This window comes from Vibrio sp. Vb0937, from assembly GCF_033338855.1.
Genome location: NZ_JAWOTK010000005.1, coordinates 148,086 through 160,708, shown reverse-complemented (window position 1 = coordinate 160,708; position 12,623 = coordinate 148,086). Strand labels below are relative to the sequence as shown.

Sequence of the window (12,623 nt, the reverse complement as noted above, 5' to 3'; positions counted from 1 at the left end):
GAATACAGGGGGATTTTTGTTTGGGAACAGTTAAAGCGTTGGGTACAAAAAAGGAGGTCTAATTGACCTCCTTTTTTACGAGTTAGATGTTCGTAACATCGATGAACATCGATTCATCAATATTCGTCGAAGAAACGACAGCCTCATTAAATTCATACTCTTCGCGGTTACCTTCACGATCTAGCGGTAAGTTAACAAAGTCGAACAATTCGCGGTCTGCTAGTTGGCTTGGGCTTACGTTTTGAATTGATTTAAAAATTGCTTCCACACGCCCTGGCGTCTTCTTATCCCATTCAATCAACATTGCTTTTATAGATTGACGCTGAAGGTTCTCTTGAGAGCCACAAAGGTTACACGGAATTATTGGGAAATCCTTGTGCTCAGCGTATTTGATCAAATCTTTTTCACGACAGTAAGTCAATGGACGAATGACCACGTTACGGCCATCATCAGAGCGTAGCTTTGGTGGCATCGCTTTAAGGCGAGAGCCGTGGAACATATTCAAGAACATTGTTTCGACGATGTCATCCATGTGATGACCTAGCGCAAGCTTAGTTGCACCAATCTTCTCTGCAAATGAATACAGCGTACCACGTCGCAGGCGTGAACACAGACCACAAGTGGTTTTGCCTTCTGGTACCTTCTCTTTTACGACGGAATACGTGTCCTTATCGACGATATAGTAAGGGATATTCAGTGTTTCGAAATACTCTGGCAGAATGTGCTCAGGGAAGCCCGGTTGTTTTTGGTCTAGGTTTACCGCAACCACTTCAAATTTGATCGGTGCGGCTTTTTGAAGATTCAGCAGGATATCAAGCATCGCGAATGAATCTTTACCACCGCTAATACATGCCATTACAACATCGCCTTCTTCGATCATGTTGTAATCAGTAATGGCATTTCCAACATGTCTTCTTAGGCGTTTCTGAAGCTTGTTGAATTCTAGGGTTTCTTTTCTTGTATCTATTTGGTTCATTGCGGGCTCTCACATCGCCGATAAATCGACTAGGACTTCCTAACATGGGTTTCTTTGGGGCGTGGATTATACGAGCTTTTTACGCAGGATTAAATGCTTGTCTTATTGAGTCTTTAAGAAAAGAGTGTGAAAGATACTTTAGTTACGGTCAAAATTAAAAAAGAGCTGCGATTGCAGCCCTTTCTAAACGTTCAGTGTTCATTTCTTTGCGTTAGGTAGATAAGGTAACACTCGCATCGTCGGTTCTGGTAGTGTCATTGTGCCACCTTGCCCTATTTCACTTAGTGCGACTTGTATCTTGCCATTGACAATTGGCTTTTCGGTTCCGTTTGAGAAAATCACTTTATCATTCAGTTGATTTGCAAACTCCATCGTCACACCTTGAACTTCCGGTGTAAACCAACCCGCAAACATACCGCCTAAATCTTCCAGCATCGTCTGCATTTGAGGTAGAAGAGGCTTAAGTTGCTCGTAAGAAACGTTACCCTGTAATGGTTCTTTGGTCATCACGACAAGTGAGTAATCGCAACGTGTATCTTTTGGGGTATCGATAAAAACCAACGGATTCGCTGACTTTAAGTTTTTATCAACAGGTAAAGGCAACTCTTGTGAAGCAGGGATAACAAACTCTTCATAGTGCTCTTCTTTTTCCATCCAAGCTTTTTCTATCGTACAAATTTGTTTAGTTTTTGCGTCCACAAAAAAGACACCAACTTTCACATCGTCATGCCCTTCTTTATTGTTGTTTTTTAGTTGAGTGTATAACTTTGAGTACGTGAACATGTACTCTTGAGCTTGGGTTATCGGCGATACAAGAATTAGCGCCGCACTTCCCAATAGACTTAGGCTTAACTTTTTCATTTTATCCGTTATTTTATTGCGTCCAGTAGGCGTTGTTATGACGAATCATAGCGCGAAGATCGTGTACATAGGCGATGCCACGTTCAGAATAGGCTAGCAACCCATGCGTTAACTCTGACGCGGTTGCAACCGTTAACAAGCCCTTGTTCTTTTCAGCCAGAGATGTTCTGATTTCACGCAGGTCTGCATACGCTGGGTTTCGATTAACATTCATAAAGTAGCCATGAACAGACTGTTGTACAGAATCGAATTTTTCAACTTCATGAACTTTGTTAGCGCCACGTTGCGCTGGAACAATTCCACAGCCCTTTTTATAACACCATTGGCCGAACAAGTTGTTTGCTTGAGTAGCAAAACGAGAAGTGCCCCACGCAGATTCATTTGCCGCTTGAGTTAGAACCAAGGCTTCAGGTAAGACGTTCACTCGCACAAGCATCTCGTCTAGCCATGCTTGATCAATCTTATCGTTACTCAAGGGCAACGAATACAGAGATGATAACCGCTGAGCATACTCTTGTTGTTCTTGCGTCACTTGTCCCACCTTTAAAGAGGTAAGAAAGGCCCGCTCATGACGAATTCGTTGATTCTCAAGAGCAATTTTAGGCCTTAAAAAATCAAAAAAAGCAGCTTTTTTCTCTTTCGTATCTTTTATTGAATTGAAGTCTGGGATATCACCGATGTATGGCAAGTGTGATAAATCGACATGCTTAATCTTGCCAGAGAGTACGTCAGGATTTTCCACATATTTAAACTGTTTCTCGTAGTGTAAATATGGGCCTATAGAAATAAAAGTGGCGGCTATACAGGTTGCCGCCACTCGTAAACTTATTGATTTCAAAGAATTAGGCATCAAACACCTGTGAGTTACCATCGTGATCATTATCGTTTTTCTGTGTTGTAACGATCTTAAGCTTAATTCCAAACATTTCGCGGTAGAGTATGCCTTTCAAATGGAAGAAGAATGGCAGCACAAAAATCAAGCCAATACCGTAGAACATTGCTGCAATAATAAACATTAACATCACGCCTAAGTAAAGCCCCGCGACCACAAAAATCTTCTTGTTGATTGCGCGAAGTGATAACAGCAACGCTTGCATTGGTGGCACCCTTTTCTCACAAATCAACAAAATAGAGTGACTAAATGCCAAGGAAAGATACAGCGACAGTAAAGGAAAAATCATACCAACCACACCTTGTAGCATTAAGCTCATGAGCGTTGCTAGAATAACAGGAATGGTGAACTGCAACCCCTTTCCAACATGGCGCAACTTAGTCTTCAGGCCGGCGACATGGCTCATAGCCATCAAGCTGATCCCCGCATAAATTGGTGCGCTAATCACCTCATAACTGAAATTCGCGACATAAATAGAAGACACAATATCGTTTGTGAACGACTCTGGGTTCTCAAATGCATCAAGAATAACGCTCAAATCGCCCAACTGCAGTTTTAATGCAATATAGAAAATACCTAACTGGACAAAAAGCAATACAATAATGGCAGGAGAAAATGATAAAAAGTGCTGGATGGTTGCTCGCCAAGCTTCGTTAAAAACCGCGCCAGCTTTAAGCTCGTAGTTGCCAGACAAAGCTCGCTCTACACTCCCCCCAAGATTGAAATCTTTCTCAAAATCGTCGTTCATAGTTTATCCAAGACTAACTTGTAAAATTTTGACTGGAATTCCAGTCAATTAATGTAATCGTCATTATAAAGAAATCTTTCCACATCTAACATCACAACTCACCTACAATCCTTGCAATCTCAACTGTATGGTTGATAATTGACCACTTTCAAGGTCATGAAATTGAAACAATTGTTGAACAAAGTTTAGTGCTATCAAACTGTGTCTAGATGCCAATTAATCTCATAAAAACAGTATGGTAAGGAATGATGGCTTTTTCCTGCAAAATTATTTCTGTTTCAAGATAAGAAAATGCTTTAATTTCACACTTTTGGTGATTATGATGCGCGCCTCAAAAGTGAATGGTTAGTGTCACATCAGCTGGGATAATCCCGGCTTGAACGTGGGGGAAATACAGACGTTGAACGCAAAACCGCAAGCAGGAAAGCCAGTTATTCGTTTATCTGGTATTAGTAAAAGTTTCGATGGTAAGGAAATCATCGGTAATTTAAATCTGGATGTTAATCATGGTGAATTTCTGACGATTCTCGGGCCTTCTGGTTGTGGTAAGACAACAGTTTTACGCATGATTGCAGGTTTTGAAACGGCAGATAACGGTCAAATTATTTTGGATGACCAGGATGTAACACAGGTTCCTGCAGAGCAAAGGCACGTCAACACGGTATTTCAGAGTTATGCACTCTTCCCTCATATGACCGTATTTGAAAACGTTGCTTTTGGTCTTCGCATGCAGAAAACACCTGCAGCAGAGATCGAGCCACGAGTTATGGATGCGCTTCGCATGGTTCGCCTAGAAAAAATGGCACAGCGTAAGCCTCACCAACTTTCTGGTGGTCAACAACAACGTATCGCCATTGCGCGTGCGGTTGTGAACAAGCCAAAAGTACTGCTGCTAGATGAATCTCTATCTGCACTTGATTACAAACTGCGTAAGCAAATGCAAATCGAGCTTAAACAGCTTCAGCGTCAGCTTGGTATTACCTTTATCTTCGTTACGCACGATCAGGAAGAAGCCCTATCGATGTCTGACCGCATTATTGTAATGCGCGATGGTGTTATCGAGCAGGATGGTTCTCCACGTGAGATTTACGAAGAGCCGAAGAACCTATTTGTTGCTCGCTTTATCGGTGAGATCAACGTATTCAACGCAACCATGCTAGAGCGTATCGACGAGAAACGTATCCGTGCAGAAATCGAAGGTGTCGAGTCTGTTGTTTACTACGATCAGGAAGCGCAAGCAGGTGAAAAACTGCAAGTACTACTTCGCCCAGAAGACTTACGTATCGAAGAGATCAAAGAGTCTGAAGAAAAAGGCATCGTAGGTCACGTAACAGAGCGTACCTATAAAGGTATGACGCTTGATTCAGTTATCCAATTGGATTCAGGCATGCGTGTAATGGTTAGCGAATTCTTTAACGAAGATGATCCTGATGTGGACCACTCACTTGGCCAGAAAGTCGCTATCACTTGGGTTGAGAGCTGGGAGGTAGTCCTCAATGATAAGCAAGAAGATTAATCTTCAAAACGCGATCATTACCTTAATCGTCGGTTGGTTAACACTTTTCGTGTTGGTACCAAATGTGATGATTATCGGTACGAGTTTCTTAACGCGTGATGAAGCAAACTTAATCGAAATGACATTTACTTTCGACAACTACTTACGTCTACTCGATCCCTTGTATGCGAAAGTGCTGATGCACTCGTTCTACATGGCGATTGTGGCGACGTTGTTGTGTTTAGTAATTGGTTACCCATTTGCTTACATCATAGCGAAAATGCCAGAGAAATGGCGCCCATTCATGTTGTTCTTAGTTATCGTACCTTTTTGGACAAACTCTCTTATCCGTACTTACGGCCTGAAGATTGTTCTGGGTACACAAGGTATTTTGAACAAATCATTAATGGCGATGGAAATCATCGATAAGCCATTACGTATTATGTACACCGAAACAGCAGTAATGATTGGTCTTGTGTACATCCTGCTTCCATTTATGATTCTGCCGCTTTACTCGGCAATCGAGAAGTTGGACAACACTTATATCGAGGCGGCGAAAGATCTTGGTGCGAACAAGTTCCAAACCATTACGAAAGTGATTCTACCTCTTACAATGCCTGGCATTATCGGTGGTTGTTTGTTGGTTCTGCTACCAGCACTAGGTATGTTCTACATCTCTGACCTTCTTGGTGGTGCGAAGAACCTACTGATTGGTAACGTTATTAAGAGCCAAGTATTGAACGCTCGTGACTGGCCATTTGGTGCTGCGACCAGTATCGCCCTCACCTTCGCAATGGCTGTGATGCTTTACGCTTACTACAGAGCAGGCAAACTATTGAATAAGAAAGTGGAGCTAGACTAATGGGACGCACAGTTAGATTTAGCTTTATGGCGCTGGTATATGCATTTTTGTATCTGCCAATCATCGTCTTAATTGTTAACTCATTTAATGCCAATAAATTTGGTATGAAATGGGGCGGTTTCACCACGAAATGGTACGAAACTTTAGTAAATAACGACAGCCTAATGCAGGCTGCATGGCATTCATTGAGCGTAGCGGTATTTTCAGCGACAGCTGCAACCATTATTGGTAGCTTGACGGCTGTTGCTTTATTCCGTTACTCGTTCAAAGGTAAAGGCGCGGTAAACGGCATGCTGTTTGTCGTAATGATGTCTCCAGATATCGTAATGGCGATTTCATTACTTGCTCTGTTCCTTGTATTGGGCGCACAGCTAGGCTTCTTAACTCTATTGATTGCTCACATCACCTTTTGTCTACCATTCGTTGTGGTAACTGTATACAGCCGCTTAAATGGCTTTGATGTGAAAATGTTGGAAGCAGCAAAAGACCTTGGTGCAAGCGAGTGGGTTATCTTGAAACAGATCATCCTTCCTCTCGCTAAACCAGCGGTTGCCGCAGGTTGGTTATTGAGCTTTACCCTGTCTTTGGACGATGTGATCATCAGCTCGTTTGTAACGGGTCCAACATACGAAATCTTGCCATTGAAGATTTACTCCATGGTTAAGGTGGGCATTTCACCGGAAGTGAACGCCCTAGCAACGGTGATGTTGATTGTTTCTTTGGTCTTGGTAGTAATTTCTCAGTTGCTAGCAAGAGAAAAAGTGAAGTAGAATCCGCACCTGTTAACATCACGAAACAGAATGGTTACATGCCATTCTGTTTTTCTATCTATCGTCCAAAATTGGACAACGTTTGGTTTGGAGCTAACGTCAATGAAAAAATGGGCTACTCTATTAGCTGGTAGTGCATGTGCGCTTTCTCTGTTCTCTGGTACAGCGACAGCGGATGATAAAGAACTAGTATTTATGAACTGGGGTCCTTACATCAACAGTAATATCCTAGAGCAATTTACTAAAGAAACTGGCATCAAAGTGATCTACTCGACTTACGAGTCGAACGAAACTTTGTATGCAAAGCTAAAAACTCATAACCAAGGTTATGACCTAGTAGTACCTTCAACGTACTTCGTGGCGAAGATGCGTGACGAAGGCATGCTACAAAAGATCGATAAGACTAAGCTGAAAAACTTCGGCAACCTAGATAAAAACTACCTAGACAAGCCTTACGATCCAAGTAACGACTACTCTATCCCACACGTTGTTGCGATTACAGGCCTAGCGGTTAACGCAGACATGTACGATCCAAACGACTTCCAAAGCTGGGCTGACCTATGGAAGCCTGAGCTTGAAGGTCAAGTAATGTTGATGGACGACACTCGTGAAGTGTTCCATATCGCTCTGCGTAAACTTGGCTACTCAGGTAACTCAAAAGACCCTAAGCAAATCGATGAAGCGTACGCTGAGCTACAAAAGTTGATGCCAAACGTTCTAGTTTTCAACTCTGACAACCCAGGCGCACCTTACATGTCTGGCGAAGTGGGCGTTGGTATGCTTTGGAACGGTAGCGCCGCAGCGGCACAAAGTGAAGGCCTGAACCTTAAACTCGTTTTTCCTAAAGAAGGCGGTATCGGCTGGGTTGATAACTTCGCTATCTCTTCCGGTGCGAAGAACGTAGAAGCCGCTCACAAGATGATCGACTTCTTACTGCGCCCAGAAATCGCAGAGCAAATCTCTCGTGATACTGGCTACCTAACGGCGGTGGAGGAATCGAATGCTAAGTTTAAAGACGTTGCCCCACTATTCCCTTCTCAAGAAGACCTTGAACGCGTTGAATGGCAAGATGCGGTTGGTGATCTAACCGTTAAATACGAAGATTACTTCCTCAAGCTGAAAGCGGGACAATAATCTAGCTTGTGTAACAAGTCATCAACCATAGGAAAATAGGCAGCAATACGCTGCCTATTTTTGTCTTAGGCTGATATAATCGCGCGTTGCTAGGTTTATTTGTCTTGGTATCATAGATTTATCGTCTCATAACAAGGAGACAACGATATTCAAGCTAAATGAACATATTTGTGCTTACTGCGATTTGGCTCAACTTGATAACTCCAGCTAGTATTGACTTGTCCAATCGCGAAACAAAACGGAAAACAAATGAAAAGTAAATTCTACGCAAGCGCTCTATGTGCAGCGACGCTCATCGCTACCCCTGCAATGGCTGCTGATCAAGAACTGTATTTCTACAACTGGTCGGAATACATTCCAAACGAAGTTCTTGAAGACTTTACAAAAGAAACCGGAATCAAAGTTATTTACTCTACATACGAATCTAACGAGAGTATGTACGCAAAACTAAAAACTCAAGGTTCTGGTTACGACTTGGTAGTACCGTCTACCTATTTCGTCTCTAAAATGCGTAAAGAAGGCATGCTACAACAGATCGACAAAGAGAAATTATCTCATTTTGCCGATCTTGATACTAACTTCCTAAACAAACCGTTCGATCCGAACAACAACTACTCTATCCCATACATTTGGGGTGCGACCGGTATTGGTATCAATGCTGACATGCTAGACAAGTCATCGGTTTCTAAATGGGATGATTTCTGGGATAGCAAGTGGGAAGGTCAACTAATGCTGATGGATGATTCTCGCGAAGTATTCCACATTGCATTGACTAAGCTTGGTTACTCACCAAACACGACTAACCCAGAAGAAATCAAAGCCGCTTACGAAGAACTGAAAAAGCTAATGCCAAACGTATTAGTATTTAACTCAGACTTTCCTGCAAACCCTTACCTTGCGGGTGAAGTTTCACTAGGCATGCTTTGGAACGGTTCTGCATACATGGCTCGTCAAGAAGGCGCGAACATCGACATCATCTGGCCAGAAAAAGGCACTATCTTCTGGATGGACAGCCTAGCAATTCCAGCTGGTGCGAAGAACGTTGACGCAGCTCATAAGATGATCGATTTCCTACTACGTCCTGAGAACGCAGCTAAGATTGCACTTGAGATTGGTTATCCTACGCCAGTTAAAACGGCACACGATCTGCTACCGAAAGAATTTGCTAATGATCCAAGCATCTTCCCACCACAAGAAGTGATGGACAGCGGTACTTGGCAAGATGAAGTTGGCGAAGCGAGCGTAATGTACGATGAGTACTTCCAAAAGCTAAAAGTGAACAACTAATTCGTTAGTTTTAAAGATATGAAAAAGCGGCTCATGAGCCGCTTTTTTGTTCTTAATGACAAGACAAAAACTCTTCCTGTTGAAGTTATTACGCTCTTTCTTTTCCTTCTAGAGCCAGTATCTCGTCAACTAATTTTGGAACCTCAACGCTTGCTTTTCCGTAGCGTTTTTCCTCAAATTCACTTTCTACCGCACTAGGTTCTAGGTTAATTTCAATGGTATGTGCGCCGTGCATTTTTGCATCATGAACAAAACCTGCTGCGGGATACACAACGCCAGAAGTCCCAATAGAAATAAACAAATCTGCTTCTTCTAATGATGCGTAGATATCACCCATTCGCAGTGGCATTTCACCAAACCAAACAATATGTGGTCGCATTTGTGAAGGGATCTGACAACAGTGACAAAGTTCGCCTGTCTTAATGTCCTCATTGTGCTCTACTACTTGGTTAGATTCACTACAGCGCGCCTTGAGCAACTCACCATGCATGTGAATCACATTCTGACTGCCGCCTCTTTCGTGAAGGTTGTCTATATTTTGAGTGATGACCGTCACTTTACCTTCTAACTCAGCCTCTAAACGCCCCAATGCTTCATGCGCTGCATTAGGCTTTATCGCATTATCTTGAAGTTTCTTGCGGCGTTGGTTGTAAAAATCTTGAACAAGGTCCGGATCGCGAGCAAACCCTTCAGGCGTTGCTACATCTTCGATACGGTGATTCTCCCATAGGCCATCTTGCGCACGAAATGTTTGAATACCAGATTCGGCCGAGATACCTGCACCAGTAAGTACTACAATATTTCTATAAGGGAAATTCATAACTCATCCTTGCTGTTTTTTCATTAGCTTAACACTGAAAGAATAGCAACAGTAGTAATATGGATTAGACCATAGTCGTAATGGTCACTATTAGAATTACAATTTAAGAGGAACAGCAATGAGACAAGTATCTCTAGCGTTTATATTGCTTATGACTTTGGCAGGCTGTCAACTTACCAATGTTGAAGGCGAAGTCGATGATGTAAAGGTAAGAGTCAGCACCAATGATGATGACCATCGAGGTAATGGTAATTTCTGTCCTCCTGGCCAAGCCAAGAAAGGCAATTGCTAACAGAGCGGCTTTATGCCGCTCCCATATTGGCCTCAATCCTCGTTGGTCGAAGATATTTTATGAATGGCTAGGTCAGCGCCATTGAATTCGTCTTCTTCTGAAAGCCTCAGTCCCATACTGGCATTGATCGCACCGTAGACTACAAGTGCACCAAGCACTGCGATGGAAAGGCCCAAAAGCGTTCCTAGAAGCTGAACGATAATACTCACGCCACCTAGCCCACCCAATGCGCTTTGACCAAAAATCCCAGCGGCAATACCACCCCAAGCGCCACATACACCGTGTAAAGGCCAGACACCTAGCACATCATCAATCTTGGTTTTGTTTTGTAGGTGGGTAAAAAGATAAACAAATAGCACGCCAGCAATCGCACCTGTCACTAAAGCACCGATAGGATGCATTAAGTCTGAGCCCGCACATACAGCAACCAAGCCAGCTAGTGGGCCGTTATGAATAAAGCCAGGGTCATTCTTACCAGCCAACAGTGACGCGACAATGCCCCCGACCATTGCCATCAATGAGTTCATAGCCACCAAGCCACTTATGCCTGACACAGTTTGAGCTGACATGACGTTGAAGCCAAACCACCCCACACATAAGACCCAAGCTCCCAAAGCCAAAAACGGAATATTCGAAGGTGCAAAGTTGGTGTGCTTTCCTGCTCGAACTCTGCCTTTTCTCATGCCCAAAAACACGACGGCAACAAGCGCTATCCAGCCGCCAACACCATGCACAACGACTGAACCTGCAAAATCGTGGAAGCCATAACCAAAGGTATTTTCAAACCAAGATTGAACACCAAAGTTTCCGTTCCAGATCATTCCCTCAAATAACGGGTATACGATGCCGACAGTGAAAAATGTTGCGATTAAAATCGGATAAAAACGAGCTCGTTCTGCGATACCACCTGAAACAATAGCGGGAATCGCTGCAGCGAAGGTCAGCAAGAAAAAGAACTTCACTAACTCGTAACCATTGCCTTGAGATAATGTCTCAGCATCAGCGAAGAAGGTGCCGCCATAAGCGACCCAGTATCCAATGAAAAAATACGCGATGGCGGATATACCGAAATCGGCCAAGATTTTAACTAAAGCATTAACTTGGTTCTTTTGGCGCACGGTTCCTACTTCAAGAAAAGCAAAACCAGCATGCATCAAAAAAACCATGATTGCGCCAAGTAGTAAGAAAAGTGTGTCGGAACTTTGCGTGAGAGTTTGTACAGCGCCGTGTACCTGATTGGCAGTTACACTCATTATGATTGTCTCCGTTGATCTGTAGCGCACTTATCCTGTGCATCAAAGTTAGGCTCATCACCAATTTGGTGAACTTAATTTATAGAGCGTCTAACAGAGCAATTCTCATTCCACAATTTATATTTCTAACACTTACGATTTAATCTATTGTTTTGTATGAACTTTAATAAAATTACGTATTCTTGAAATCGTGTTTAACATGCTAATAAATGCACCAATATGGTTTTGGTGCACCAACATAATGCGCACCATATAGCTCAACAAACAGCAAACTTTATACGATAAACGTAAAAGCCACCCCATGAGAGGTGGCTTATATACTAAATGGCTAACTAAAAGAGTTTATCGAGTGATCTTCCCTGCTTTTACTTCTTCTAGCCAACGGCCCTCGACGAGATAAGGAGGAAGCCAACCGGTTTCAATAGATAAACGGTTGCCTTTGTCGTACCACATACAGGCCATGCCAAGAAGAGGGAAAGATATGAAAGTTTCTATAGAAATCAAGTCCTCTGGCTTATCGAGCCTCATTTGGTATTGCTCTTGGAACTGTAGGTTCTTAATGAGTACCTCTTCAAAGTCATAACCGATGTCAGTTGTCAGGGCAGCAAAAGTTTCCAAAATACCCATGGCGATTTCTAACGCCCAATCATCACCCTGAGCAACTGCCGCGTCCATCGCGGCCACCAGTTTATCAGGGTAGTCTGCTGTACGTTGATGGAACGACTGAATTACGTCTACTAACATATAAGACAGCTCACCCGCTTTGGTAGAGCTCTGTCTCATCAAAGAAGTTGGAAAGTTCGCCAATGCGTCTAAACTTGGCCTGTCACGCACAATTGTCGATATGAAATACATATCAATCCATCTATTAGGATTTATGCACCCCGTTTTTAAAATACCCTCCCCGTCCCACTTTACTTCAGGATAGTCGAGAATCTTTATAGTTAGTTCATCATTGGGATTCATAGCAAGTCTATGATAACAAGCACCCATCAATGAAGTTTCGTAAAGACGTAATGTACAAATTTGTTCGTCTTCATGTGAAGTTTGAAACCATGTATACCAGCGAACCTGGTCAATGGCAAAATCACCAAAACTAACCAAGTTTTCTCGCCTGATTTTAAGACCTTCTTTGCGCTGATCTAATATCTTATTGATGAATTCTTTCTCAGAAGAAACTCCACTTTCACTCAACTCAGGATTTGCTTTGCGTTCTACAACTTTACTTTGCAT

13 protein-coding genes are annotated in these 12,623 nt (G+C 42.7%); 6 read left to right on the top strand and 7 right to left on the bottom strand.

Features of this window, described 5'->3' with window-relative positions:
* Window positions 1-82: 82 nt before the first annotated feature.
* The 4 genes from ttcA to R7P67_RS10420 form a co-directional block, all read right to left on the bottom strand.
* The gene (gene ttcA, locus R7P67_RS10435) at window positions 83-976 is read right to left on the bottom strand and encodes a tRNA 2-thiocytidine(32) synthetase TtcA (RefSeq protein WP_005377502.1); all 894 of its coding nucleotides are present in this window, start codon (window positions 974-976) and stop codon (window positions 83-85) included.
* A gap of 198 nt (window positions 977-1,174) precedes the next feature.
* Window positions 1,175-1,837 (bottom strand): DUF2987 domain-containing protein, encoded by a 663-nt coding sequence (locus R7P67_RS10430; RefSeq protein WP_042522976.1) that lies wholly within the window; start codon window positions 1,835-1,837, stop codon window positions 1,175-1,177.
* 13 nt (window positions 1,838-1,850) lie between these two features.
* Window positions 1,851-2,687, bottom strand: a complete 837-nt coding sequence (locus R7P67_RS10425; RefSeq protein ID WP_017634900.1) for a glucosaminidase domain-containing protein — start codon at window positions 2,685-2,687, stop codon at window positions 1,851-1,853.
* Window positions 2,680-3,477 (bottom strand): hypothetical protein, encoded by a 798-nt coding sequence (locus R7P67_RS10420; protein ID WP_005389175.1) that lies wholly within the window; start codon window positions 3,475-3,477, stop codon window positions 2,680-2,682. Before R7P67_RS10420 ends, R7P67_RS10425 begins: the two co-directional genes overlap by 8 nt.
* A 400-nt stretch (window positions 3,478-3,877) precedes the next feature.
* On the opposite strand from R7P67_RS10420, the gene potA reads away from it, so the two are divergent.
* The 5 genes from potA to R7P67_RS10395 all read left to right on the top strand — a co-directional run bounded on the left by potA (window position 3,878) and on the right by R7P67_RS10395 (window position 9,025).
* Window positions 3,878-4,993, top strand: a complete 1,116-nt coding sequence (potA, locus tag R7P67_RS10415) for a spermidine/putrescine ABC transporter ATP-binding protein PotA (protein WP_047102297.1) — start codon at window positions 3,878-3,880, stop codon at window positions 4,991-4,993.
* Window positions 4,974-5,834, top strand: coding sequence for a spermidine/putrescine ABC transporter permease PotB (gene potB / locus R7P67_RS10410; protein WP_005377512.1), 861 nt, complete (start codon window positions 4,974-4,976; stop codon window positions 5,832-5,834). Before potA ends, potB begins: the two co-directional genes overlap by 20 nt.
* Entirely contained in the window at window positions 5,834-6,604 is a 771-nt protein-coding gene (gene potC, locus R7P67_RS10405) for a spermidine/putrescine ABC transporter permease PotC (protein WP_262653770.1), read from the top strand. Before potB ends, potC begins: the two co-directional genes overlap by 1 nt.
* Before the next feature lie 102 nt (window positions 6,605-6,706).
* Window positions 6,707-7,738 carry an extracellular solute-binding protein gene (locus R7P67_RS10400; RefSeq protein ID WP_262653768.1) on the top strand — a complete coding sequence of 344 codons (1,032 nt, stop codon included), beginning with the start codon at window positions 6,707-6,709 and terminating at the stop codon, window positions 7,736-7,738.
* A 249-nt stretch (window positions 7,739-7,987) separates the two neighbouring features.
* Window positions 7,988-9,025: an extracellular solute-binding protein gene (locus R7P67_RS10395; RefSeq protein ID WP_005377521.1), complete on the top strand. Its 1,038-nt coding sequence runs from the start codon at window positions 7,988-7,990 to the stop codon at window positions 9,023-9,025.
* Between the two features lie 88 nt (window positions 9,026-9,113).
* On the opposite strand, the gene cobB is transcribed toward R7P67_RS10395, so the two are convergent.
* On the bottom strand, window positions 9,114-9,845 hold the full coding sequence (gene cobB / locus R7P67_RS10390) for a Sir2 family NAD+-dependent deacetylase (protein WP_005377522.1): 732 nt from the start codon (window positions 9,843-9,845) through the stop codon (window positions 9,114-9,116).
* A 118-nt stretch (window positions 9,846-9,963) separates the two neighbouring features.
* Between cobB and R7P67_RS10385 the strand changes: the two genes are divergently transcribed.
* A complete protein-coding gene (locus R7P67_RS10385; RefSeq protein ID WP_165401620.1) occupies window positions 9,964-10,137 on the top strand; it encodes a hypothetical protein in 174 nt (57 codons plus the stop codon).
* Between the two features lie 32 nt (window positions 10,138-10,169).
* Here R7P67_RS10385 and R7P67_RS10380 read toward each other — a convergent pair whose 3' ends face one another.
* Window positions 10,170-11,390: an ammonium transporter gene (locus tag R7P67_RS10380; RefSeq protein ID WP_213969856.1), complete on the bottom strand. Its 1,221-nt coding sequence runs from the start codon at window positions 11,388-11,390 to the stop codon at window positions 10,170-10,172.
* Window positions 11,391-11,732: 342 nt separating this feature from the next.
* Window positions 11,733-12,623 carry an immunity 49 family protein gene (locus R7P67_RS10375; protein WP_213969857.1) on the bottom strand — a complete coding sequence of 297 codons (891 nt, stop codon included), beginning with the start codon at window positions 12,621-12,623 and terminating at the stop codon, window positions 11,733-11,735.

What these genes read in the sequence shown, in the direction of transcription:
- R7P67_RS10395 (WP_005377521.1), top strand. Translation starts at nt 7,988, where the DNA reads ATGAAAAGTAAATTCTACGCAAGCGCTCTATGTGCAGCGACGCTCATC.
- R7P67_RS10420 (WP_005389175.1), bottom strand. Translation starts at nt 3,477, where the DNA reads ATGAACGACGATTTTGAGAAAGATTTCAATCTTGGGGGGAGTGTAGAG.
- potC (WP_262653770.1), top strand. Translation starts at nt 5,834, where the DNA reads ATGGGACGCACAGTTAGATTTAGCTTTATGGCGCTGGTATATGCATTT.
- potB (WP_005377512.1), top strand. Translation starts at nt 4,974, where the DNA reads ATGATAAGCAAGAAGATTAATCTTCAAAACGCGATCATTACCTTAATC.
- R7P67_RS10385 (WP_165401620.1), top strand. Translation starts at nt 9,964, where the DNA reads ATGAGACAAGTATCTCTAGCGTTTATATTGCTTATGACTTTGGCAGGC.
- R7P67_RS10425 (WP_017634900.1), bottom strand. Translation starts at nt 2,687, where the DNA reads ATGCCTAATTCTTTGAAATCAATAAGTTTACGAGTGGCGGCAACCTGT.
- cobB (WP_005377522.1), bottom strand. Translation starts at nt 9,845, where the DNA reads ATGAATTTCCCTTATAGAAATATTGTAGTACTTACTGGTGCAGGTATC.
- R7P67_RS10400 (WP_262653768.1), top strand. Translation starts at nt 6,707, where the DNA reads ATGAAAAAATGGGCTACTCTATTAGCTGGTAGTGCATGTGCGCTTTCT.
- R7P67_RS10375 (WP_213969857.1), bottom strand. Translation starts at nt 12,623, where the DNA reads ATGCAAAGTAAAGTTGTAGAACGCAAAGCAAATCCTGAGTTGAGTGAA.
- R7P67_RS10430 (WP_042522976.1), bottom strand. Translation starts at nt 1,837, where the DNA reads ATGAAAAAGTTAAGCCTAAGTCTATTGGGAAGTGCGGCGCTAATTCTT.
- ttcA (WP_005377502.1), bottom strand. Translation starts at nt 976, where the DNA reads ATGAACCAAATAGATACAAGAAAAGAAACCCTAGAATTCAACAAGCTT.
- R7P67_RS10380 (WP_213969856.1), bottom strand. Translation starts at nt 11,390, where the DNA reads ATGAGTGTAACTGCCAATCAGGTACACGGCGCTGTACAAACTCTCACG.